The 26,568-nt window shown below is 35.8% G+C and carries 12 protein-coding genes; 11 read left to right on the top strand and 1 reads right to left on the bottom strand.

The features are described from left to right. Window positions 1–113: 113 nt before the first annotated feature. The 5 genes from ACVWXS_RS07890 to ACVWXS_RS07870 all read left to right on the top strand — a co-directional run bounded on the left by ACVWXS_RS07890 (window position 114) and on the right by ACVWXS_RS07870 (window position 7,642). Window positions 114–962, top strand: coding sequence for an NAD(P)H-binding protein (locus ACVWXS_RS07890; protein ID WP_456957415.1), 849 nt, complete (start codon window positions 114–116; stop codon window positions 960–962). A 165-nt stretch (window positions 963–1,127) separates the two neighbouring features. Next, window positions 1,128–1,682 carry an NADPH-dependent FMN reductase gene (locus tag ACVWXS_RS07885; RefSeq protein WP_374967615.1) on the top strand — a complete coding sequence of 185 codons (555 nt, stop codon included), beginning with the start codon at window positions 1,128–1,130 and terminating at the stop codon, window positions 1,680–1,682. 164 nt (window positions 1,683–1,846) lie between these two features. Beyond that, entirely contained in the window at window positions 1,847–5,629 is a 3,783-nt protein-coding gene (locus ACVWXS_RS07880) for a DEAD/DEAH box helicase (protein ID WP_456957413.1), read from the top strand. A gap of 1 nt (window position 5,630) precedes the next feature. Next, a complete protein-coding gene (locus ACVWXS_RS07875; protein ID WP_456957411.1) occupies window positions 5,631–6,383 on the top strand; it encodes a hypothetical protein in 753 nt (250 codons plus the stop codon). Between the two features lie 188 nt (window positions 6,384–6,571). Then, complete coding sequence (locus ACVWXS_RS07870) at window positions 6,572–7,642, top strand: glycosyltransferase (RefSeq protein ID WP_456957409.1); 1,071 nt, start codon at window positions 6,572–6,574, stop codon at window positions 7,640–7,642. 383 nt (window positions 7,643–8,025) lie between these two features. Here ACVWXS_RS07870 and ACVWXS_RS07865 read toward each other — a convergent pair whose 3' ends face one another. Continuing rightward, window positions 8,026–8,967 (bottom strand): NAD-dependent epimerase/dehydratase family protein, encoded by a 942-nt coding sequence (locus ACVWXS_RS07865; protein WP_456957407.1) that lies wholly within the window; start codon window positions 8,965–8,967, stop codon window positions 8,026–8,028. Between the two features lie 722 nt (window positions 8,968–9,689). Here ACVWXS_RS07865 and ACVWXS_RS07860 point away from each other — a divergent pair. The 6 genes from ACVWXS_RS07860 (at window position 9,690) to ACVWXS_RS07835 (ending at window position 26,560) form a co-directional block, all read left to right on the top strand. Continuing rightward, window positions 9,690–15,182, top strand: a complete 5,493-nt coding sequence (locus ACVWXS_RS07860) for a type I polyketide synthase (RefSeq protein ID WP_456957405.1) — start codon at window positions 9,690–9,692, stop codon at window positions 15,180–15,182. A gap of 5 nt (window positions 15,183–15,187) precedes the next feature. After that, complete coding sequence (locus ACVWXS_RS07855; RefSeq protein ID WP_456957403.1) at window positions 15,188–21,682, top strand: amino acid adenylation domain-containing protein; 6,495 nt, start codon at window positions 15,188–15,190, stop codon at window positions 21,680–21,682. Window positions 21,683–21,797: 115 nt separating this feature from the next. Beyond that, window positions 21,798–22,553 carry a thioesterase II family protein gene (locus ACVWXS_RS07850; protein ID WP_456957401.1) on the top strand — a complete coding sequence of 252 codons (756 nt, stop codon included), beginning with the start codon at window positions 21,798–21,800 and terminating at the stop codon, window positions 22,551–22,553. A 4-nt stretch (window positions 22,554–22,557) separates the two neighbouring features. Then, a complete protein-coding gene (locus tag ACVWXS_RS07845) occupies window positions 22,558–23,259 on the top strand; it encodes a 4'-phosphopantetheinyl transferase family protein (protein ID WP_368636059.1) in 702 nt (233 codons plus the stop codon). 80 nt (window positions 23,260–23,339) lie between these two features. Further along, window positions 23,340–24,020 (top strand): DUF2306 domain-containing protein, encoded by a 681-nt coding sequence (locus ACVWXS_RS07840; RefSeq protein WP_368636060.1) that lies wholly within the window; start codon window positions 23,340–23,342, stop codon window positions 24,018–24,020. A 344-nt stretch (window positions 24,021–24,364) separates the two neighbouring features. Further along, complete coding sequence (locus tag ACVWXS_RS07835) at window positions 24,365–26,560, top strand: DNA topoisomerase III (protein ID WP_456957399.1); 2,196 nt, start codon at window positions 24,365–24,367, stop codon at window positions 26,558–26,560. Window positions 26,561–26,568: the final 8 nt, after the last annotated feature.

Raw genomic sequence — 26,568 nt, 5'->3', positions numbered from 1 at the left:
AGCTATCGGGAATATACATACGATTGTTTTAGTTCATTACCAAAAATAAAATGTTACGTTCTTCCAGTAATGCGACTTCTGGAGCGAACAGAGTACAGAAAGGGGTACAACCAATGGGAATGCGCGCAGCGATTGTTGTAGGGGCTACTGGATTAACAGGTACCTCTCTTGTCAAACAATTATGTGAGAATGATGAATATGTTTCGGTTACAGTAATTGCACGAAGAGAACCAGCATTTACGCATCCAAAGCTAGAAGTAAAAATTTGTAATTTTGATACTTTAGAAGAAAAAGATATCGAATTGGCGCATGAGCTCTATTGTTGTTTAGGAACAACAATTAAAAAAGCTGGATCGCGTGAGGAATTTGAGAAAGTTGATTTTGAATATCCGCTAACGATAGCTTCGTTAGCAAAAAAACGAGGAATTCCACATATGCTTGTCATCACAGCGATGGGGGCGAATGAAAATTCTCCATTTTACTATAATCGAGTAAAAGGAAAGCTAGAGCATGATTTATTGGAGCTAGGTTTACAGAGACTTTCTATTATTCGCCCATCGTTATTAGTTGGGGAGAGAGAGGAATTTCGCTTAGGTGAAAAAGCAGGAGAGCAAGTTTTAAAGTTTGTAAAGCCGCTATTAGTGGGGCCACTAAAACGCTCGAGGTCTATAGAAGCCTCCCAGGTTGCAAAGGCGATGATCGTAATTGCTCTGCAGAACGGTACTAAACAGCCTGTTACTGTTTATCAATCTCAGGAATTGGCTAAGTTAGATTTTCCTGAAACGCAGGATGAGGATGTTTCGAAGGAGAAATTATTTAATTGGGATAAGCACAAATTACCAGGCTCTAACGATGAAGGAGATAAAGTAAATCGAGAAGTCGTTATAAATCGAGATAAATATAAGATAGAAGAAACTGTTGTAGATAAAGAAGTAAATTTTCATCATCGTGAGGATAAATAAAGATCCATCACCATAACGTGGGGTCGATTTCCGTTCCGACTTCTTGTGTAGACTACGTTCCGACTAAAGACTGAATTTACATGTTTAACTACTGCATTTCTTTCCGTGCCTCTTTTCATTTGTTACAATATTCTTGTAGAAGATGAAAGTGGAGGCAAAGTGAAAATGAAAATTTTACTCGTTGATGGCACAATGTTTGGTCGTAAAACTGGTGCTATTTTAGAGCAAGTGGAGCAATACATTAAAGAATTAGATGCAAGTTTCGAGTTAGAAATTATGCATTTTAGTCAATATAAGCATCAAATTGTAGACGGTTCACCGTTAAATGATGACATGAAGGAAATGATTCAAAAGTTCGAGGAAGCGGATGCGTATATTATCGCTACACCGATTTTCCAAGCATCGATTCCGGGTGTTTTAAAAAATGCATTTGACTTCTTGCATCCGAAAACAATGCGCTATAAGCCAGTATCTATCGTTGCCAATGGTGGCACATACCAGCACCATTTAGTAGTAGAAAATCAACTGAAACCAATTTTAGACTACTTCCGTGCACTTGTAACGCCGAACTATGTATATACACACACATCTCACTTCGATGCAGATAATAATATTGTCGACGAAGATGTTCATGATCGTTTACGTGAATTGGCTCGTGTTTTTGTGCAGTACTGTGAAATGAGCAAAACATTGCCAAAAGAACCGATTGATCAACATTAAGAAAATTTTATCCCTTGGACAGTGGAAGGAAATCACTGGGCAGGGGATTTTTCTTTTAACTTCTTCCAGCCGATTCCTGACGCAATTATGCCGAGGCATAATTGATGTATCCTTTTACGATGTGATAAAATTGAACTTTAGTGATTCGGAAGGGAGGGCTGCTCATGCAGGACATAGCTTTACTAGAAAAACAACGCTGTAATCTCATTTTGACAAATAAAGCGAAGGAAGCGGTAGAGGAATGCTCAGCAAATGAGCATGCCTTTTTTGCGTTACAAAAAACTTTCACTGTTTACATCGAAAAACGTAAGGCAAAAACACTTGGTGAAACGTTTTTATCGATTTATTTTAATGCGGAGCAGAATGAAAAGTTAACGGATGTCATGGCTGAGAAAACAGCCATTATGGATTGTGTGCTAAAGGTTGAAGGATTGCTAGCTACAAATCTTCGGTTTGTACATATGCGAGGCCCGATTAATACAAACCGACGCCTACCAGCAGCATTACAATTTGTCACAAGACCTAATAATGGAGCAGGGATTCCGCTTAATCTTCATACAAAAATAAGAGAGTTACCAATAGCCGAGGAGCGCACAGAATATGTAAAAAAGCGTATCGGGAGCTGGGAAGGCTATTTAAAAATTCAAGAACGTGATGCGACCGTTGATGATATTCATACCGAATTTAAGCAAAGCTATTTTAATGAAGATTTTACGCGGCTTACCATTGTCTGCCCTTATATAAAGTCAAAGGAATGGAAGAAGCTTGAAGGGTTAAGTGTGAACATTCAAGGGGTACGTGGTGAAATTGGACAAGTATTAAAGGCTAATGCAGGGAAGCAGACAGTAGAAATTGACTTGAAGCCTTTTGTGCAGGATTTAGCACGTAAAGATCAACTTAACCTTCGTTCTAAGCAAGCAAGTTTTAGTAATTTTGCGACATTGAGTCAAATTAGACGATTACGTAATGGTTTTACAAAGCTAGAAAAAGGTGAGGCCGTTAACCCTAATTTAGAGACAATACTATTTGAAAAACGCCCAACTGTTCGCACAGCAAAGCTACGAGACGATATTGATTTTCACAATAATTTAAACGAATATCAACGACGGGCCGTTTTAGGGGCATTGTCTGTTGAAGATTTGTATGTGATTCAGGGACCTCCCGGCACAGGGAAGACCACCGTTATTTCTGAAATTTGTCAGCAAAATGTCAAGGCTGGTTTAAAAACACTTGTAGCTTCTCAATCAAATCTAGCCGTGGATAATGCATTGGGCCGACTTCTTTCCAATCAAGAAATTCGAATTTTACGCTATGGTAGAACGGAAAGTATTGAAGAAGAGGGTAAAAAATTTATTGAAGAAAATGTTGCGCTTCATTGGCGTGAGCAAACTCTTGCAGCGATTGAAGAGGAAATCACAGCATTTACTGAACGTGAGCAGGAACTGAAATCTAGTTTAATCAAAGCTAAGGAAGAGCAAGAAAAGCTTAAGGAATGGCTTGAGGAACTAACAAAAGAAATAGCTGCAAAAGAACAGGCTGCAATAGACGAGCCTATTTTACAGCAGGAAATCCAAGCGTTAAAAAAAGAATTGAAGGCTGCAAAAGCTGAACAGCAGGAGTGCGAGGCGCAAAAAGAGCATTACGAAAAACAGCTGGCGCAAATCGAGCCTGCTGTAAAGACACTGGAGCAGACCATTGCTGAAAACCCATCAATAGAGCAGTTAAAGCTTACTATAGAAGAAACTTCCCGAAAGATGGAGCAATTGGAAGCAGCTGCTCAATATAAGGAGCTGCAAGAGCAAAAGCAGCAGCTGACCCTGCAGTTCAAAGATATTCAATCGAAATATGAAGAAGAAAGTAACCGGCTTCGATTAATGAAGGAAGCGGAAAAATATATCGGTAATTTAACGTCCTATGAGCGAATCCAACGATTTTTACAGCACTATCAAGTTCGCCCTTCCTATGTGCTGACACAACAAATCAATCGGTTACAGCATTTAGAGGACGCCAAGGATTTAGAAGCATGGTCAACAATTAATGGACGTCTACAAAAGGCTATCACAAAGCTTGAAGCATTAGTAGCATATGAAGAAAAGGAACGTGCCCTTGCTAAAAGTAGATTACAGCCAGTTCAATCGTTTTCGTTGCAAAATCTCACAGGTGTTTTTGCCCAGCTTAATAAAGCCTTTGAAGATGATCAAACCCCACCTGCTGAACAAATTGAGAGCTTCTTGCTCGGATTATATATGCGTCGTGATTTTGTCTGGCAAAAAGGTGTAGCTCTTAAACAACAACAAGAGCATAAAGATCAGGAGTTTGAGTCCTTACGTAAAAATATTGGTGGACTAATACATCAAGAGTGTGCAATTACAAGCTTTGACGTCCAAAGCTTACAGCGACAATTGCAGCCGTTTTTACAGCATACAGAACGACTTCAGCAGCTAGCTGAGGCATTCCAAATTGATGCTGAGCCAGAGGAATCTGTAGAGCATTTAAAAATACTTGTATCGCAATCAAAGACTTCTCTTCAAACAGCAAGTCAACAGCTTGAGGCAGTTGAACATGCTCATACACAGCTCCTACCAAAGAAAGCGGCCCTTCAAACAGCGCAGACTAGCTTACAAGAGATTGAACAGGAGCTTGCACAAGTAGAAGAACGTATAAAAGAAATTAATATAGCTGGATTGAAGAAGGAAAAGCAGCTCACAGCATGTACTAGTCTCCTGCAATCAACACCAGAGCGCACTTTCGAGGAAGTAGAGGAAGCAATTGTATCCTCCAAAACAGCGATAGAGGAATTACAGCGCAAAGAACAGCAGCTACCTCTTCGAAAAAAAATACAAGAGCAATGGCGTGACAAGCTGCAAAACGCTACGGAATATGATTTAGATGAAATTCGTAAATTATATGTGCGCCACGCTAATGTTATCGGTACAACATGCGTTGCTTCAGCGAGTAAGGAATTTATGGAGAACTACCCAACATTTGATGTTGTCATTATTGATGAAGTATCAAAGGCAACACCACCAGAGCTACTATTACCGATGCTTAAGGGTAAGAAAGTTATTTTAGTGGGCGATCATCATCAGCTACCTCCACTACTTGGAGATGACACGTTAGAGGAAACGTTAAAGGCGATGTTAGATGAAAATCCAAACTTTGATGGCGCACAGGAATTGAAAAATTTACTGCGTGAATCACTTTTTGAACGCTTATTTAATAATTTGCCGCAAACACATAAACAAATGCTGGCATTGCAATACCGTATGCATGAAAAAATTATGCATAGTATTACACCATTTTACGCAAAAGAGGAAAATGGTCTGCAATGTGGTTTACCAGATTCCGATGCAGCACGAGACCATAGCCTAGAAGGGCAATTTGTGAGCCGTGATGATCATTTAATGTGGATTGATATTCCTACCGAAAAACCTTATCTAGAGGAGCAGGTGAAGGGAGGAACGAGTCGTTATAATGAGGGTGAATTACAAACAATTCGCCGTATTTTAATAGACCTAAATGATGCTGTTATCGCAGCAAAAGAGGCAGGTCGCATGCCACAAGATGCACAAAAAAGCGTTGGAGTTATTAGCTTTTATGGGGAGCAAGTAAAGAGAATTAATCGCCTTCTTCAACAGGAATTACAGCTACCACATCTTCAGTTTAGAACAGGGACAGTCGATAAGTTCCAAGGTATGGAGATGGACGTCATATTAGTCAGTATGGTACGTAATACACCTAAAGGAGGAGACATTGGCTTTGCAAGAGATTATCGCCGCTTAAACGTTGCCTTATCTCGTGCCCGAGAGCTCTTACTACTTGTCGGAAGTGCTGAGATGTTTGCCAAACGTGCGAAACATCAAGATACACGTGACATGTACAGTAATCTGTTAGATACAGTGAAATCCTATAACGGCTTGCGTAATCATGAAGGTCAGGTGATGTAGAGTGTCAAAATTACAGCAGCGCTTAATGCGTGAACTGCAGCAAAATCGGAATATTAAAATTATCAAAACTGATGAATGGTGTATTCCGATTCGCACAGTAGAAGTGACCTATGAGCCAGTTCGTCGTTCCACTATGGATGTCTTAATGACGATGCTGTTAATAAGCATACAGGAAGCGGATTTTGCAAGTACACATGAATTAAGTGAGTTATTGCTAGTCGATCCGTTATTTATTGAGGATTTAGTATCATTAATGTCTCGAGCCAGTCTTATTGAGCAAAAGGAAAACTTCTATAGATTAACATCTAAAGGGCAGCAGCAACTGGAACGTGGTATCTTTGAAGAGGAGCTAGATGTTGAAATGGCCAACCTTTACTATAGCCCATGCCATCTTGCATTTCTTACTGTCGACGAGGATAATATGGAAGAATATGACGATCTACCAGAGCTATATCGCTATGTGGATGAAGAGGCTGAGAAGCAGGAGCATTTTGAAGAAGCGATGTTAATAGATGCATTGCAGCAAGAGGATGATGGACAAGCTGGAGCCTCTCAAAAAATCATTTCTAAAATTGTTCAAACAGACGCTAAACAAATTAATGATAGCCCATGCCTTGAATTTGTTCTTTACAATAAAGAGCAGGATATTGTCTTTGTTCGTGTCTGGAATGCGTTGTTAAATCAATGGGATTCTTATTTAGAACAACAGCTCACAGAAAAAGAACAGCTACAATGGCGTGAAAAATACCTATAAGACGAAAAAACGGACGTGTATAGCGTTCGTTTTTTTGTGCTTTTTGAGGTGGATGTCGATAAAACGGAAAAGCTGGGTGATAAATTCAAAAAGTTGAGCGATAAATAAAAAAGTTAGACGATAAAATGGAAAAATGCCTCGATAAATTTTCAAACTTGCATATATTAATACAAAAAAGGAGGGGACAGATGCTAACGATTAGTTTATGTATGATTGTCAAAAATGAAGAATGTATTATTGAAAGATGCCTAGATTCCGTTCAACATTTAGTGGATGAAATCAATATTATTGATACAGGCTCAACTGATCGTACAAAAGATATCGTCCGAAGCTATACCTCTCGAATTTTTGACTTTACATGGTGTGATGATTTTTCAAAAGCCCGTAACTTTTCCTTCCAGCAAGCAACGAAAGATTATATTTTTTGGCTCGATGCAGATGATGTGATTACAACAGAACATCAGCACAAGCTACTTCAGCTTAAGAATTCTCTCTATCCTAACGTCGATGCTGTTTCAATGGAATATTATGTAACGATGGATGCAGATGGCTGTGTAGAATCTAGTGAAAAAAGATTTCGTCTTGTCAAACGTGCACGTAATTTTCAGTGGCAGGGTGCCGTCCATGAGTATTTAGATGTTTCAGGTCAGCTCTATCATAGCGATATAGCGGTTATGCATTTGCCAAGAAAAAGTGATGTTCATCGCAATATTCGTATTTATGAGCGTTTAAAGAAAGAAGGGCACCCATTTTCAGCTAGAGATACATTTCATTATGCTAATGAGTTTAAAAATCATCAGCGATTTTTAGAAGCTATTAATCACTATAATAGTTTCCTAGATTCCACACTAGGCTCTACTGATAATAATATTCAGGCTTGCTTAAATTTAGCGGATTGCCATCAACAGCTACACGATTCAAAACAAGCAACCCAAGCTGTTTTACAATCATTATTGTATGATCGACCAAGACCTGAAACATGCTGTCGAATTGGTCATTTTTTTATGGAGCAATTGAAAAATAAAGAGGCGATTTATTGGTATTCACAAGCGTTGCAGCAACCTATAGAACAGACAATGGCTATTCACAAGCACGCTTATTCTACATGGCTTCCACATTTACAGCTAAGCTTGTTATACAATCGTTTGCGTCTCTATGAAAATGCCCATCAACATAATGAGGAAGCACGGAAATATAAGCCAAATGATCAGCGCATAGTAGACAACCGAAAATACTTGTTAAGTCAGTTAAAGAAGTAAGGCCATCATGGAAAGGGAACACTAATAAAATTTATATATATACCGTAACCAATTAACACCGATACAAAAACAACAAGCGTCATAAAAATCACATTCCGAGGTCTGAAAGTTCGAGCATCCATTCATCCATCCCCTTTCGATTTAACGAATATCCTGTCAATCCAACATATGTGTTATAGAAGCTTGAGTATGATTTCAATGTAAACATTTTTTATTTAGGTCTATAAAAAAGTAGGTGATGAAAAACAATTCGTTTTTCATCACCTACTTTTAATAGAATTAGGGCCATCACAACCAGTCAAACTTCGGGTAACGGTTGTTGTCTCATTGGTTTGACGGGTAAGATACTATATGATTTTTTGTTCTCGACAGTTGTCATTAAATTATTTATAGGCTGTTTTATACCAATCAACCGTTTGCCGTATCGCTTCATCTTGGGGGGTAATTGAAATTGGAAATTTTCCCTTGAATTTTTTCGAATCTACAACAAAATCGTATAAGTGCTGGTACATTAATTCTTTAAGCTCTTTCATATCGGAATTAAATAATCCTGCAATATTAACAATAAACTTCCCAGCAACTCTATACTTAGGTGTTGTACCAAGCTCATCTGCAACTTTTTGTACAATTGTGCGTGTAGTATTAGGTTCGTTAGTAGGGATATGCCAAATTTCGCCTAATGCATCTTCATGTTCTCCAAGCATTATAAGTCCTTTAGCAAAATCACGTATAAAAATATAGGAGTGTTTTGTATCAGGATTCCCCAAAAGATCTGCTGGCTTTCCTTCCATTAAATTTTTAATTACTTGTTGCCCTAATGCTGAAGTTTTGACACGTGGTCCATAAAAATCCGTACCGCGACCAATCGTTGCTTGAACCTTACCAGATTTATGCGCATTCATTAATTTTGTTGCTACTTCAGCCCGCACTTTTGTTTTCATACCAACTGTATTATATGAAGCATTTTCGTTAAGTGGTTTGTCATGAGGACCGTATGCATAGAGATTATCTGCGTAAACTATTTTAATCTGTTGAATTGCAGCTGCTTCGATAATATTATCCATCATTATTGGAAATAACTCTGCCCAAGATGAATAGGGAAGTCCTAGGCAATGATAAAGGACTGAAATTTTATGAGAATTACAAATATCCATTACACTTTCTAGTTTCGTAGCATCTCCTTTTATGACCTTTACAGACGGAGGAACATCCGCTTTTCCACTCGTATTCACTAAAAGTACATTTTTACCTTCTTGAATAAGCTGATCCATTATCGCTAGTCCTAGTGGACCTGTTCCAAAAATTGCATGATATTCATTTTTCATTTAGAAGTACCTCCCAAAAATAGTTTATTTATGTTTTTTACTCAAAAAATAAAACGATGTATCTTCCTCTGAACGAGAATATTTGTTTGTAAAGTTCAATAAATTTTTGCTTCAACTCTAATTGATTGACTGACAATTCTATAAAAAATAATAACTATTTCTTTCTCTAATAGCCTAATTTCATAGTAAAAACCCCAATCATTGTGTGAATTAAATTCATAATTTTCAGACTAACATGTTTGACTGCAAGGTACCATTAGCTTGAATTATCAATTTTTGTCTAATATCTAGCAAAAAATGATTTTACAATTTCAAAAGATAAAAGGAAAATGATTGCGAAAGTGAGGATGGGATGTAAAATGTTGTAAAATTAGATTTTTAACTAATCAAGTTCCTATTCTTTGTAATTTCAAATTTAATTTATTATGCAGACAAAAATAATTTTACAACTTCAAAAGATAAATGGATAATGATTATAAATGTAAAATATTTCTATAAAAGGTATTCGGTTGATAATTATTACTAAATAATATTGTAATTTACAGGTTTTTATTTTTCAATATATTTCCACTAATAGATATAAATACTTTAATAGAAAATTACAAATTAATGAAAATTTTAAATTTTTCACATAAATTTAATACAATATTTTTTGTTAATAATGTAAAATGATGTTATATTTTGTTGGTATTTTTCTAAAAACTGTAAAAGGGGAGATAGGCATGAATCAAAAAAATGAGCCAATTGCAATTATTGGAATGGGATGTAAATTCCCTGGTAATGGTAATAATCCAGATCAATTTTGGAATAACATTTTAGCGGGAAAGGATTCTATAACGGAGATACCAAAAGATAGGTGGAACATTAATCATTATTATGATCCTAATAGTAAAAAAAGAGGTAAAACTAAAGCTAAATGGGGAGGGTTTCTCGATAAAATTGCCGAGTTTGATGCGGAATTTTTTGGAATATCACCAAGAGAAGCCAGCTTATTAGACCCGCAACAACGTTTGTTATTAGAAGTGACACATGAAGCATTTGAAGATGCCGGATTACCAACTGAAAGTTTAGCAGGGAAGGACGTAGGGGTTTATATAGGAGCATTTACTCTTGATTGGAAATTATTGCAATTTACGGATAAGAATAGGTGTGGTATTGATTCACATTCTGCTACAGGTTCAATGATGACTTTATTATCGAACCGCTTATCCTATGCATTTGATTTGAAAGGACCCTCACTCTCTGTGGACACAGCATGTTCGGCATCTTTAGTAGCATTACATCTTGCTTGTCAAAGTATATTACAAAAAGAATCTTCAATGGCGATAGTCGGCGGCGTCAATGTAATGTTAAAGCCGGAATATTTTATCGCTGAATCAAAAGCAGGAATGCTTTCACCAGATGGTCGTTCAAAAACGTATGATAGTCGTGCAAATGGGTATGTTCGTGGGGAAGGTGCGGGAGTAATTATATTGAAACCCCTCTCTCAAGCAATTGCAGATGGAGATCATATTCATTCACTCATTCGTGCATCAGGAAGTAACCAAGACGGTCATACATCCAGTATTACAGTACCAAATGGTCAAGCCCAAGAAAATCTAATGAGAAATATTTATGGACAAAACGGAATTTCACCTTTTAGCATTCAGTATGTTGAAGCCCACGGAACTGGAACACCAGTTGGGGATCCAATTGAGGCTAAAGCAATTGGAAAGGTCTTTTCAAAAGGGCGTATAGATGGTGAAAAAACAATAATAGGTTCTGTCAAGACAAATATTGGACATACTGAAGCAGCGGCTGGGATTGCTGGTGTTATTAAGACTGTTATGAGTATGAAAAATAATTTGATTCCAAAACATCTTCATTTAAATAAAGTCAATCCGGATATTGATTTTGAGGAATTGGGCCTAACAGTCCCTCAAGAAAACATACCTTGGCCAGAAACAAATGGTCCCAAAAGAGCTGCAATTAATTCCTTCGGTTTTGGTGGAACTAATGCACATGTATTAATTGAAGAATATATCCCTACGCAAAATAATCATTCTGAAAATACTCAACGTGAGAAAGACGTATTAATACCATTATCTGCAAAGAACGAAAGTGCATTACATGACTTTGCAAATCAATTAAAATCATCTCTTACTAACAATCAGACATCATTGGAAAGTTTAGGATACACTTTGGGCTGTAGAAGGGATCACCACTCACAACGATTAGCGATTATTACTAATTCAATTAGAGACTTACAGAATAAACTTAATGCCTTTTTATCTGATCAAACAAATTCCTTTATATGTGAAGGGGTTGTATCTACTAAATCACCATTAGTATTTGTATTTACAGGTATGGGTCCACAATGGTGGGGAATGGGTCATGAGTTGTATCAGAAAGAGGAAATATTTAAGAATACAATTGATAAAGTCGACAAGATTTTCCTGAATTTATCTGGTTGGTCTTTACGAGATGAAATGATGAAAAGTGAAAGTGATTCGTTAATGTCACAAACTAAGCTTTCACAACCAGCAAATTTCGCCATTCAAGTGGCCCTTTATGAATTATGGAAATCAAAAGGGGTTCTACCAGCTGCAATTATTGGCCATAGTGCTGGAGAGGCTGCAGCTGCATTTGTATCAGGTATCTTAAGCCTTGAAGAAGCTGTTAAAGTTATCTATACAAGAAGTAGATTGCAACAGCTATTAACCGGAGAAGGCAAAATGTTAGCCGTCGGGATGTCTGAAGAAGCTATTAAACCTTATGTTGAAAATTATTCGGAAGTCGTATCTGTTGCTGCAATTAATAGCCCTAATTCTATAACACTTGTAGGAGATGAAATTGCTCTAGATAAAATTTCTAGATCATTAGACGCGGATAAAGTTTTCTGTAAATACCTACAAGTAGATGTACCTTATCATAGTCATTACATGGAGAGAATTAAAGAAGAATTATTATTTTCCTTAAAAGATATCCAGACTAATAAACCAGTAATCCCAATCTATTCTACTGTTGATGGGAAACTGTGTAATGAGACATATTTCGATGCAGGGTATTGGTGGAAAAATATTAGGTACCCAGTTCGATTTGCTGAAAGCTGTATAGAACTTATTAAAAATGATTTCCGCTCTTTCCTTGAAATTGGTCCTCATCCTGTTCTTACATCGTCTATTAATGAATGTTTAAAACAATGTGGAGTAGATGGGAATATTCATTCTTCTCTTAGAAGAAAAGAATCGGAAATAGATTATATTAATCAAACTTATATGCAACTGTATGTAAACGGGATTGAAATAGATTGGAAAATGTTGAATGAAGGCCATAGATATTCTACAAAAGTACCGTTGTACCCATGGCAAAAAGAGTATTATTGGGCAGAAACAGAGCAAGCGATGCGAGATAGATTAGGAAATAATGAAGCGCATCCAATTTTAGGAGAACGGATAGATGCATTAAATTATATTTGGAAAAATGAATTAAATATTAATAATTTGCCATTCATCAGTGACCATAAAATTCAAGGTACAATTGTTTTCCCAGGTGCTGGATATGTGGATATGGCTTTATCAGCTGTTAGAGAAATGTATGGGAAAGACGATGTAACATTAAGTGTCGAAAATATTCAATTCAAAAAAGCATTATTTTTAACGCACGAAAAAGATGTTGAAATGAATCTCACATACAATGACAAAAAAGGTGAGTTTCAAATCTTTAGTCACCTTTGTGAAGAAGAACAACCTTGGGAACTTAATGCTACAGGGGTCGTTTATCCAGTTTCTACAACAAGAAGGCAAATAGAAATTGAGACTTTAAAAAGCCGAATTACCGATTCGGTCAGCAAACAAGCATGTTATCAACATTTTAAAACATTAGGCTTAGAGTATGGTGAACAATTCCAAGGGATAGAACAGTTATGGAGAAATCAACATGAAAACGAATCTATGGGTCGAATTCAAATAAAACCAGAACTGTTAAAAGACGTGAACGAATATACTATTCATCCAGCTGTTCTGGATTTGTGCTTTCAAGTAATGGCTGCAGCATTGCCATTCGAGCAAACGCCTACCGTATATATGCCAGTTGAAATCGGGAAAGGTAAAGTTTATCACTCACTAACGGATCAGATGTGGATTTACGCAAAAATTAATGAAAAATCTGAAGGTAGTCTAATTGGCGATATTTATTTAGTAAATGAACAAGGCGAAGTGATTTTAGAGATTAATCAATGTAAAGCCGTTTCTTTACAAGAAGTAAATCATTCATCATCCGATCAACAAAGACTTTATGAATTACAATGGCAGGAATCAGAACTGAAGCAAGACGAGAAGAAAGTAGCTGTAGGTGAGGGATATTGGCTTATTTTCACTGATAAAGGAGGAGTAGGACATAAAATAGCTTCTTTACTGGAAAAGGTAGGGGAAAAGGTTAAACTAGTTCAACACTCTTTAGTAAACTCCCAATCTAGTACCATTATCGATGCTAGTGATCAAGAATCATATAAAAAGTTATTGGAAACATATGAATGTAAACGGATCCTTCATTTATGGAGTCTTGATTTATCAGACAATGAAGCATTAAATCTAGATATTTTAGAAAAAGCAGAGACATTAACGACAAACTCAGTTTTATTGTTGTTAAGGGCTCTCTCTGAAAGTAAAGTAACCAATAAAGAAGGACTGATTTGGTTGGTTACTAGGGGAGCGCAGAAGATTGCTGATACTGACTTGGAGATGAATTTATCCCAATCTAGTCTATGGGGAATGTCACGAGTTATAGGTCATCAAGAATTCTATCATCTTTTTGGAGGAATACTTGATTTAGATATTCATGAGAATGATGAGGATTCAAAAAATATTTTAAATGAAATCTTTTTTGAAGATACAGAGGATCAAATTGCTTATAGAAGTGGAAAAAGATATGTTGCCAGATTGGGCATGAATGATTTTAGCGATCGTCATTCAAAGCCTTTCCCTGTGCATTTTAATCCATCAGTTACTTATCTAATTACAGGGGGGCTTGGTTCTTTAGGAATTGTAACAGCGAAATGGATGATTTCGAAGGGGGCACGCCACTTTATTCTAATGGGAAGAACACAACTTCCAAATAGAGAATGTTGGGGAGAAATAGACAGTAATCACCCTCAATATACAAAAGTTAATTCCATTATTGAGTTGGAACGATTAGGGGCTACTATTCATGTGGCATCTATTGATATCACCAATAAAGCTCAATTAACTGAATATATGGATAAATTTAATAAAATGGGCCTACCAAAGGTCAAAGGTGTCATTCATTCAGCGGGTACAGCGAAGCCTCAGCTAATGAAAGACATGGGAGTAGAAGAATTTAATAGTGTTCTACGACCAAAAATATGGGGTGCATGGAATATACATGAGTATTTTGATGACAAGGAATTAGAATTTTTCATATTGTACTCTTCAGTTGCTTCACTTGTTGTCTCTCCAGGTCAAAGTAATTATTCAGCAGCTAATGCATTCCTGGATGCGCTATCTTCTTATAGGAATTCTTTTGGAAAACGTACTATTAGTGTCAATTGGGGACCTTGGAAAGAAGTAGGGATGGCTACAAAATTGGATTTAAATACTTTCTTTACTGATAGAGGTTTAAACCCAATGAATCCGGAAGAGGGCTTAAAGTGTTTAGAAATAATTTTAAGTCAATCAAAATCGCAATTGGCAGTGTTAGGTGCAGATTGGAATAAAATTGCTCAAAGAAATTATCCAGTCGAGTATACACCACTGATGATTTCTAATTTAATCGATGCTACTTCTAAAACAAAATCAATGGATTCAAAAACGACAGAGAGTATATTAACTCAAATTCAGAGTCTAGATGAAGATAGTGCTAAATTAAACGCCATTCAAGAATATTTACTAGACACTGTTTCGACTGTTTTACGGATGAGTAAAAAGAAATTAAATCTCTCTCAATCTTTAACAAGTTGGGGGTTAGACTCTATGATATCCATTGAATTAAAGAATTTTATCGAACGCGATTTAAATGTAGAAATGGCTGTTGTGGATTTATTAAAAGGAATTAATATTTTAGATCTATCCGAGCAGATTCTTATGAACATCTTTGAATCGAATCATTTGAAAGAGGATGTTGAACTTTCTGGGCTTATAAGTGAGATGGAATCGTATTCACAAACGGAATTAGAGGCAGTATTAAAAGAAATTTCAGCAACTGAAGAAGGGGAATAGATGTGATGAATAAGTTATCGGAAAATATATCTAAGTTATCAGCAGAGAAAAAAGAGTTACTTAAAAAAGAGTTACAAAAAAAACTTAATAAAGAAAAGAAAAAGATTGTTCCGGGGGAAAGAGGGAAAACCGCTTTCCCTCTATCTTCAAGTCAACAAAGGTTATTTTTCCTAGAAAATTTAGATTGTGGAAATCCTTTTTATAATATTCCTGGTTGCTTAAGATTCAAAGGCTCATTAAATCTCAAAGCTTTGGAAGAAGCGCTTAATTTAATGAACCAAAGGCATGATATTCTCCGCATGCATTTTTTGGCTAATGAGAATGGAGAAGGATACCAAAAAATTAATAATCAATTGAATCAGATCAATTTAGAGTTGAAAGATGTGCAAGGCTATTCTGATGATCAAATTCAAGGACTCATTACGGATATTCTTCAACAGCCATTTTATTTAGAACAAGGTCCATTATGGAGCACGGCTCTTTTACAAAAGGAAGAACAGGAGTTTCTACTTGTTTTATCCTTCCACCATATTATATTTGACGGTTGGTCACTAGAAAACTTCATAGAACAGCTATTAACAATTTATAAACAGGTAGAGGAAGGAAATGTAAGACAAGCTGTTGATTTAAACGAACTTCAATATACTGATTATGTTGAATGGGAAAAATCCTATATGACAGAAGAAGAAAAGGATAGGCAGTTAGCATTTTGGAAGAAGGAATTAGAAGGGTGTACAGAGTTGCTCAATCTGCCTTTAGATTATAAACGACCAAAAGAGCAGAACCATAAGGGAGACTTATACTCGTTAGAGATGTCTAGAGATATCTACAATCAGTTATCCGAAGTATGTAAAAAGAATGATACAACATTGTTTATGATAACTCTTGCAGCGTTTAATGTTCTACTTAGTCGCCATACAAATCAGGACGATATTACTGTAGGGTTTCCAATCTCATGCCGTGATCAAGCTGAGATAGAAGATTTGATTGGTTTATTTGTCAATACTTTACCGATTAGAACCAAATTATCTAGCCAATTAACTTTTACAGATTTGTTAAAGCAAGTAAAAGCTAATTCCTTACAGGTATTTGAAAATAAATATGTTTCATTTGATTCAGTAGTAGAATGTGTACGCCCGACTAGAGAATTAAGTTACAATCCAATATTTCAGGTTTTATTCTCTTATCAAAATGCCATCCCACCAATACAATTAGAAAATCTTATCGTTGATTTCGAGCATATAAATCCAGGAACATCCAAGTTCGATTTATCATTAGATATTTTTGAAGGAAGTGGGGACGTCCTACCAAAAATTGTGTTTGAGTACAATACGGATTTGTTTGAAAGAAATACCATTCATAGGATTGCGAATCAATACTTATATTTATTGGGTCAAATCTCGAAGAATCTAGAACAGAATATCTTTCATATAGATTTAATGTCAGAAAAAGAAAAAGAGGAGCTAGTTGCATTAGGGAGCGGTCCTAACAAACTTTATAATTCTTCTGAATCTGTAATGACATTGTTTGAGAAAGTCGTTCAAGAAAATCGAGGGAATATTGCTCTTTCTTACAAAGACCATTCATTAACATATGGTGAATTGGATAAAGAAGTCAACCGTTTTGCCAACTATTTAAATAGTAAGGGCGTCCAAAAGAATGATTTAGTTGGAATATCGGTTGATAAATCAATGGAAATGGTTACAAGTATTTTGGCAGTATTAAAATTAGGTGCTGCTTATGTTCCGATAGATCCTCAGTATCCAATTGAAAGGCAAGAATTTATTATAAAAGATAGCGGTATTAAGGTGCTTATTACCTCGCATAACTTAAATCCAAATGTATCGCTTAGTTTAAATGAAGTCATTGCTCTAAATAACGTGGTTAAAGATGAATTGAAAGATATGAATGAAAATTACCAAGGGGAAGAAATCAATTTAGATGACACAGCTTATATCATCTATACTTCCGGAACTACTGGGCAGCCTAAAGGGGCAATTATTTCATATGGAAATCTTCTAAATGCTTACTATGGTTGGGAAGAAGCCTATGCTTTATCAGATGGAATAAAAAGTCATTTGCAAATGGCGAGCTTTTCTTTTGATGTTTGCACAGGGGATATCGTGCGCTCGCTTCTATCTGGTGCAAAACTAGTTTTATGTCCGCCAGAGTATTTGACAGACTCAAGCGAATTGTACCAATTAATCGTAAAGGAAAAAATTGATTTTGCAGAATTTGTCCCAGCTGTTTTCCGTCATCTTATTCAGTATTGCGCAGATAGTAAACAAAAACTAGAGCAAATGAAAATTATAGTACTTGGTTCTGATATTTGGTATATGAATGAATATAAAAACTTCCAGTCGTATTTAAATACTGAAGCAAGATTAATCAACTCTTATGGCTTAACAGAAGATACAATCGATACATCTTATTTCGAATGGAATAAGGAATATTTACCTCAAGTATCTACTGTTCCAATCGGAAAACCATTAGCCAATAAACAAATGTTTATTTTAGACGCTGAGCGAAACATAGTGCCAATTGGTGTAATTGGGGAACTATACATCGGGGGGGACGGTGTAGCTAAAGGTTACAAGAATCGACATGAATTAACGAATGAAAGATTTATTAATCATTCACTAGGTAAAGAGCCCTCTTATTTATACAAAACAGGGGATTTAGCTAGATTTTTGCCTGATGGGAATATAGAACTGGTTGGTAGAATGGACAGTCAAGTGAAAATTAGAGGTTTCCGTGTGGAGCTAAATGAGGTGAGCTCTGTTCTTTTAAAGTTCGCTGATTTAAAAGATGGTATTGTAGTTGATTTTGGTGAAAACGATGAAAAGCAACTAATTGCTTATTATGTAGAAAGTGAAAAAGAAATTTCTACACAAGAATTAAGAGCTCATATGAAAATTTATGTGCCTGATTATATGGTTCCAAATCAATTTATTAAAATCGACCAAATACCACTCAACGCTAATGGAAAAGTTAATCGCAAATTGTTACCACTTCCTGATTTAGAAAAGTATATATCCTCATATATCTCGGGAAGAACCTTAGCCGAAAGTATGTTACAAGACATATGGGAACAAACATTTAAGCAGCCGCGGATTGGGGTTAATGATAATTTCTTTGAATTAGGTGGTCACTCGCTTATGGCGATGCAAATCACCAGTCAAATCCGTAAAGCGTTTCATATAAATGTTCCGCTAAAGGCAATCTTTGAAAATCCAACTATATCTAAATTAGCTAAATATATTTCAAAACTTGAGGGGAAAGATCAGAATGAGGAATATGACCTTCCGGAATATCTACCTAAAAAAGAAAATAAGTATGAGCCTTTCCCGTTAACTGATGTGCAACAAGCGTATTGGGTAGGAAGACAGGATATATTTGAGTTAGGAAATGTTACAACACATAGCTATGATGAATTAGAAGCTGAAGGTATAAGAATAGAGGCTTTTGAACAAGCATGGAATCAACTAATTAATCGACATGAAATGCTACGGACGGTTATTACAGAAGATGGGTACCAACAAACATTAAAAGAAGTTCCATATTATAAAATAAAAGTTCGGAATTTAGAGAATTTAAATGACGAGCAGTGTGCTAGTGGTTTACAAGCGGTAAAGGATGAAATGTCACATCAGCAATTATGCGTGACAGAGTGGCCAACCTTTGATCTTCGAATCACAAAGTTACCTCAAAATAAAGCTCGAATTCATTTTTCAACAGATGCTCTTTTTTGGGATGTCTGGAGCTTTGTCAATCTAGTTAGGGAGTTGGTTGTGCTATACGAAGGTAAACCTGAGATGCTTCCAGCTTTAGATTTTTCATTTAGAGATTATGTGTTTGCCGAACAAGAAATTATTAAGAATTCCCAAAAATATAAAGAAGCAAGAGAGTATTGGAACGAGAAAGTAAAGTCATTACCTCCTGCTCCTGATTTCCCGATAGCAAGAAATCCACGTTCTATTCAAAATCCAAAATTCACTCGATATCATCGAGTCCTAGAAAGAGAACGATGGGAAATATTAAAGAAAAAAGCGAGCGGCTATGGGATTACTGTTACTGCTCTATTATTAGCGATACATGCAGAGGTATTTGCTGCTTGGAGTAAGGAATCTGCCTTTTCGTTGAATTTGACGTTCCTAAGCAGGCATGCAGTTCATCCGCAAGTTACAGATATTGTAGGAGAATTCACTTCATTAACGCTATTGTCAATTGACCAGCAAATGGATACTACATTTATTGAAAGAGCTCGAAAAATTCAAAAAGATTTATGGGTAGATTTAGAACATAATTATATTTCTGGAGTTGAAGTACTTAGAGCTATGACAAGTGTCCAAGGTGAAGCGACACAAGCAAAGATGCCAGTTGTATTTACTTCGGCACTTGTGGTACCAGTACCTGATCAAGAAGATACACCGATTCCTTTTAAACCAGTAAGTGAAGATGGAATTACACAAACATCACAAGTATGGCTTGATTGTGGCGTTTGGGAGGATACTAAACGTTTAATGTGTAACTGGGATGTAGTAGAAGAGGTGTATCCTGAAGGATTTATTAAAGAAATGTTTGAGAGTTATTGGTCATTTGTCGAGAAGGTAGCTGTAGATAATGAAATCTGGGAACAAAAAGTGATTTCTTTAATCCCAAATAACCAGAAAGAATTAAGAATAATGATCAATGATACGGAACAAGATTGGGAAAAGGAACTTCTGCACGCAAGTTTTGAGAGACAAGCATTACAGAATCCTAATACAATTGCCATTGAGATGACTAATCGTTGCTTTACGTATCAGGAGTTGGATAAAAAATCAAATTCTCTTGGTAATTATTTAATCGATTTAGGAGCAAAGAAAAATCAGGTTATCGGTATAATCATGGATAAAGGTTGGGAACAGGCAGTTGGTGGACTATCTATACTTAAAGCAAATGCTGCCTATTTACCGATAAACCCAGAATTACCTAAGGAACGAATCGATTATCTAATTCAAAAGGCAGATGTTAAGATCGTTCTTACTCAGTCATGGTTGGATATTAATATAGAAGAAAACCCGTCAATACATGTAATTAATGTGGATACCTTTGATTTCCCTGCATACAGTGAGGAATCGATTCAGGTGAAAGTGAATCCTGATGATTTAGCCTATGTAATCTTTACATCTGGTTCCACTGGTGATCCAAAGGGAGTAATGATTTCTCATCAGGCAGCAATGAATACAATCTTAGATATTAATGATCGTTTTTCTATAGGTGCACAGGATAAAGCGTTAGCACTATCTAGTTTTACATTTGATCTATCTGTATATGATTTCTTTGGAATGTTAGCAACAGGTGGAACAATTGTCATTCCGGATAAGGAAAAAGTTCTAGATCCTATTCATTGGTTTGAATTAATAAATGAAAAACAAATTACTGTTTGGAATTCAGTACCACAGCTTATGTCTTTATTAGTTGAGTATGTCTATAGTAATACCTTGAATATACCTGAGACTCTTCGTTTAATCATGCTCAGTGGAGATTGGATTCCACTATCATTACCAGATCAAATAAAAGATTTATCGAAAAATACTAATCTACAAGTTATTTCATTAGGTGGTGCAACAGAAGCGTCTATTTGGTCTATTCTGTACCCTATTGAACATGTAAAGGCAGAGTGGAAGAGTATTCCTTATGGTAAACCAATGAAAAACCAGAAGATGTATGTATTGAATACATTTTTAGAGCATTGTCCTATTTGGGGATATGGAGATATTTATATCGGTGGTTTAGGGGTTGCAAAAGGTTATTGGAGGGATGAAGAGAAAACTGCAAATAGTTTCATTATTCATCCGCGAACTGGAGAACGCATTTATAAAACAGGCGATATAGGACGTTATCTACCAGATGGCAATATTGAACTACTTGGACGCGAAGATAATCAAGTAAAAATTCAAGGTCATAGGGTAGAACTAGGTGAAATTGAAACAAACTTGAATAAGCATTCAAAGATTGAAAAATGCATTATTTTAGCTAGTGATAAGGAGAATATTAAAAGCCTTATTGCATTCTATATAACCGAGTATGATATTGAAACTGAGGACTTACATTGTTTCCTTGAGAATAAAATAGCTAGTTATATGATTCCGTCTCAATTTATACGTATTGACTCAATCCCACTAACGCCTAATGGCAAAGTAGATTACAAAATATTGAATTCACTTATAAATGAGACAACTCACTCAGTGGAAGAGTGGGAGCCTCCCGTGACAGAAATGCAACAACTAGTTTCAAAATTATGGTCTGAGATTTTACAATTTGAAGCGGATGAAATAGGAATCAATCACAATTTCTTTGAAATGGGCGGCGATTCGATGCAGGCAATTCGAATGATGACTAAACTGCAAAAAGAATTGTCCACAGAACTGTCATTAAGAGATTTTTATCAAGATCCAAGCGTTCGTTCCTTAGCCAATCATATTGAACAAAAAATGAAAATAATACGTGTTTAAAATCACGCTACTGCTTTAAAACTAGCAGAATAGGAAATGAAGATTTGCATTATGCAGGTACTGCTTTTTCGTAATGGAAAGGCAGCACTTCTATTAGAGTGAAGGAGTGAGCGAATTGCAAAATAAATGGGTAGTAATAGATGATAAAAAAACAGAGGCACGCTTGAGATTATTTTGTTTCCCTTATGCTGGCGGTGGAGCTAATGTTTATAAAAGATGGAATGATTATCTGCCAGATTCTATTGAGTTAGCTTGTATAGAATTGCCAGGAAGGGGGAGACGAATCAACGAACCATCTATTCGTCAAAAGGATATTTTAGTGGGAACGTTAAAAAAAGCGATTATTCCTTATTTAGAGGAAAAACCTTTTTGTTTCTTTGGTCACAGTATGGGGGCTTTAATTGCCTATGAATTAATTCAGTCTTTAAATAAGGATGAGGGGCTGTTGCCAAAGCACTTCTTCCCTTCAGCTCATAGAGCACCGCATCTTCCTAGAAGTACCAATAAAAAGACTTACGATTTACCAGATGAAGCACTTATTCAAAGACTAAGAGAACTGGATGGAACACCGGAGATGATTCTTAATAATACAGAATTATTAAATTTAGTACTTCCTATTATGAGAGCGGATCTTCAAATTTGTGAAACATACCAATTTTCTACTGAAAATAATAGTATACCTGTTCCTATTACAGCTTTTTCAGGGCTTAATGATAAAAATGTTTCAGTAGAGTCTATGGAAGAATGGAGTTCGCTGACAAATAGAAGCTTTGAATTAATGAGAATGGAAGGGGATCATTTCTTTATTCATCAGCATGAACAACTGATTGTGCAACAAATCGCAGAGGTACTAGAATTATCAGCGGTATAACATTATGAGTACCCATTTATATCTAGTAAAAGTCTTGGATTCGATAGATGATCATCTAATCAATAGAGCGATTAGTTTTCTTCCCCCTGATACAAGAAAGAAAATAAAGTCATTTTATCATATAGAAGATAGTATTAGAAGTTTACTAGGGTATATGATGCTGAAAAAGGTTCTCCCTCAATTTGATCAGTATACCAATTCTTTAAGCTTTACAAAGTACGGAAAGCCGTTTATCCAAAATCAAGACCTTTTTCATTTTAATATTTCTCATTCAAAGCGTTGGGTTGTATTAGCAGTTTCTAAGGATGAAATTGGTGTAGATATTGAATATATAAAGCCTGTCTGTTTTGACACAATGAAAGGTGCCCTTACAGAGGAAGAATATACAAAGTTACAATCCCTTCCTAATTATGAAGCGGTAAAATGCTTTTATAAGATTTGGACAGTAAAGGAAAGCTTTTTAAAAATGATTGGTATAGGACTGAGCTTATCACCAAATCATCTACAGACAAATGTTTATGTTGAAGAACCTACAATAGTATTAGATGGAAAACAGCAAAATGTAATGATACAAACTTTTCAAATCGAAAGTAATTATCAAATATCTGTATGTGGAAAAGGGATGAATCATATACAAAAAATGGAGATATTTCATGCTGGAAAGCTACTAAGGGATTTGATTAAAGAAAAGGATCAAACGAAATAAAAGCTAAATAGGCATATCTGCCAACGGTTGAAGTTCGTCGTTTAGCCTAGTTTCTTAAAACAGGAAGGTGGTCTGTATTCTTGACAGAATCCAGTAAAATAAAAATGTTTTTTAAATGGAGCATGTTTGTATTAGGGATTAGTATCGTTATATATGCCATTATCCAATATGGGATTATCGGTTTGGTTGACTCTGGATTTTATTATGTGAAAGTGTATTATTATCAAGAAAAGCTTTCGAGTATATGGGATATGATGATACTTATCCATATTATCGGTTCTTCAATTCCGTTACTTATTGGTCCCTTTTTATTTGTTAAAAAGATTCGCAGAGATAAGTTGGCTGTCCACAGAATCATGGGATATGCATATGTGGGAGGAATTCTAATTGGAGGAATATCAGGTTTTTATACTGCCTTTTATTCAACTGGAGGGGTTGTTTCCCATATTGGTTTTATTCTCCTTTCAATTTTATGGATTTATTCAGGCCTGATGGTGACTAACTACGCTATAAAAGGTGAGAATTACTTTCATCGAGCGTGGGCGATTAGAAGTTATAGTTTAACATTTGTTGCTGTCACATTACGTTTATGGCTTGGGCTCTTTGCTCTTATATTTGGCGGTGAAGCTTATGTATCATATTATGTAGTGATCGCTTGGCTATGTTGGGTGCCAAACTTAATTATAGCTTGGATTTATACTGCTCCTATTATCAAAAAGGGAATGTGGAATAGAGAAAAAAATGGCCTTAATCCTCTTTAGAAGCATCTTTTTTGTAAGTATGTTTTTTTAGAGAACGGTAAAAGTTATGGACTGGATGGTTTATGCCACTCAGTCCATTCTTTTTTTACAAAATTATAGCTATATCAAATTTTTACTCCTTTTAAACAGCTGCTGTCTAGTGCTTTCATTGCAACACATTAGAGTTTAGATATTTAAGCACGTCATTTTCAATCATTTTTACAAAAAACAGTAAACCATAAAAAAGTTGCAGCTCTAATACTAGCTGTAAGCTTATGGAGGTTATATAGAGAGTTCAAAACAATTTCTGCATTTTAATTTGTGGTATATTAGACATTACATAGTTAGTAAAGGAGTACGAATATATGGTTAAAAGTGTAGTTATTGCTGAAAAACCTTCAGTTGCACGTGATATAGCAAATGTCTTGAAATGTAATAAAAAGGGGAACGGATTTTTAGAGGGTGACAAATATATTGTTACTTGGGCATTAGGGCATTTAGTAACATTAGCCGATCCAGAAGCCTACGATAATAAATATAAAACATGGAATTTAGAAGACCTTCCGATGTTGCCAGAACGAATGAAGCTAGTCGTGATGAAGCAAACAGGTAAGCAATTTAATGCGGTCAAATCACAGTTAACTCGTAATGATGTAAATGAAATCATTGTGGCTACTGATGCTGGGCGTGAAGGGGAATTAGTTGCTCGATGGATTATAGAAAAAACAAATGTGAAAAAGCCGATTAAACGTTTGTGGATTTCTTCTGTCACAGATAAAGCTATTAAAGAAGGATTTGCTAATTTAAAGCCGGGTAAAAACTACGAGAATTTATATGCTGCTGCTGTCGCTCGTTCTGAAGCAGATTGGTACATTGGCTTAAATGCGACACGTGCGCTAACAACAAGATTTAACGCACAGCTGAACTGTGGTCGTGTGCAAACCCCAACGGTTGCAATGATTGCCGCACGTGAAGATGAAATAAAGAACTTCAAACCACAAACGTACTATGGCATTGAAGCACAAACAGATTCGTTAAAGCTGACATGGCAAGATGCAAACGGAAATTCACGTAGCTTTAATAAAGAAAAAATAGACGTTATTGTCAAAGAATTGGGCAACCAGGATGCAAAAATTGTTGCAATTGACCGCAAGCCTAAAAAGTCATTTGCCCCAGGTCTTTATGACTTAACAGAATTACAACGTGATGCCAATAAATTATTTGGCTATTCTGCAAAAGAAACATTAAATATCATGCAGAAGCTGTATGAATCTTATAAAGTACTGACATATCCTCGTACGGATTCACGTTATTTATCGTCTGATATTGTAGGTACATTACCTGAGCGTCTAAAAGCATGTGGTATTGGCGAATATCGTACATTAACAAATAAGATCTTAACAAAGCCAATTAAAGCGAATAAATCATTTGTAGATGATAGTAAAGTATCCGATCACCATGCCATCATTCCAACTGAAGGCTATGTGAATTTATCGGCATTCAATGATAAAGAGCGTAAAATTTATGATTTAGTAGTAAAACGATTTTTAGCTGTATTATTCCCAGCGCAAGAATATGAGCAATTAACAGTTCAATCTCAAATTGGTCATGAGAAATTTATTGCCAAAGGGAAAACCGTAATAAATGCTGGGTGGAAAGAAGTGTATCAAAATCGTTTTGACGATGAAGAGTCATCGGATGATGTGAAAGAGCAAATGCTTCCTCGTTTAGAACACGGACAAGTATTAAAAACAAAGCTAATCGCTCAAACATCTGGTCAAACAAAACCACCAGCACGCTTTACAGAGGCGACATTGCTATCAGCTATGGAAAATCCTACGAAGTATATGGAAACGAATGATAAGAAGCTTGTAGATACTTTGAAATCAACAGGTGGACTAGGGACAGTTGCAACACGAGCAGATATTATTGAAAAGCTCTTTAATTCATTCTTAATTGAAAAACGTAGTGGTGGTAAAGAAATTTATATTACTTCAAAAGGTCGTCAATTGCTTGACTTAGTGCCTGAAGAATTACGTTCTCCTGCAACAACAGCCGAGTGGGAGCAAAAGCTAGAATTAATCGCTAAAGGCAAGCTTAAAAAAGAAGTATTTATTAATGAAATGAAAAAGCATACGAAAGAAATAGTATCTGAAATTAAATCAAGTGATAAAAAATACAAACATGACAATATCTCTACAAAGTCCTGTCCTGATTGTGGTAAGCCAATGCTTGAGGTAAACGGTAAAAAAGGCAAAATGCTTGTCTGCCAAGATCGTGACTGTGGTCATCGTAAAAATGTATCACGTGTTACAAATGCACGATGCCCACAATGTAAGAAAAAGCTAGAGCTACGTGGTGAAGGTGATGGCCAAATCTTCGTATGTAAATGTGGCTATCGTGAAAAATTATCTGCATTTGAAGCCCGTCGTAAAAAAGAAGGCGGCGGTAAGGTAGATAAACGTAGCGTACAAAAGTATATGAAGCAGCAAGAAAAAGAAGCGGAACCTATTAATAACGCGTTTGCGGATTTATTAAAAGGGATGAAGTTTGATGAATAGGTAAAAAA

This window comes from Lysinibacillus sp. TE18511 (assembly GCF_054062295.1).
This window is presented reverse-complemented; position numbering and strand designations above follow the sequence as displayed.

What these genes read in the sequence shown, in the direction of transcription:
- ACVWXS_RS07890 (WP_456957415.1), top strand. Translation starts at nt 114, where the DNA reads ATGGGAATGCGCGCAGCGATTGTTGTAGGGGCTACTGGATTAACAGGT.
- ACVWXS_RS07885 (WP_374967615.1), top strand. Translation starts at nt 1,128, where the DNA reads ATGAAAATTTTACTCGTTGATGGCACAATGTTTGGTCGTAAAACTGGT.
- ACVWXS_RS07880 (WP_456957413.1), top strand. Translation starts at nt 1,847, where the DNA reads ATGCAGGACATAGCTTTACTAGAAAAACAACGCTGTAATCTCATTTTG.
- ACVWXS_RS07870 (WP_456957409.1), top strand. Translation starts at nt 6,572, where the DNA reads ATGCTAACGATTAGTTTATGTATGATTGTCAAAAATGAAGAATGTATT.
- ACVWXS_RS07865 (WP_456957407.1), bottom strand. Translation starts at nt 8,967, where the DNA reads ATGAAAAATGAATATCATGCAATTTTTGGAACAGGTCCACTAGGACTA.
- ACVWXS_RS07860 (WP_456957405.1), top strand. Translation starts at nt 9,690, where the DNA reads ATGAATCAAAAAAATGAGCCAATTGCAATTATTGGAATGGGATGTAAA.
- ACVWXS_RS07855 (WP_456957403.1), top strand. Translation starts at nt 15,188, where the DNA reads ATGAATAAGTTATCGGAAAATATATCTAAGTTATCAGCAGAGAAAAAA.
- ACVWXS_RS07845 (WP_368636059.1), top strand. Translation starts at nt 22,558, where the DNA reads ATGAGTACCCATTTATATCTAGTAAAAGTCTTGGATTCGATAGATGAT.
- ACVWXS_RS07835 (WP_456957399.1), top strand. Translation starts at nt 24,365, where the DNA reads ATGGTTAAAAGTGTAGTTATTGCTGAAAAACCTTCAGTTGCACGTGAT.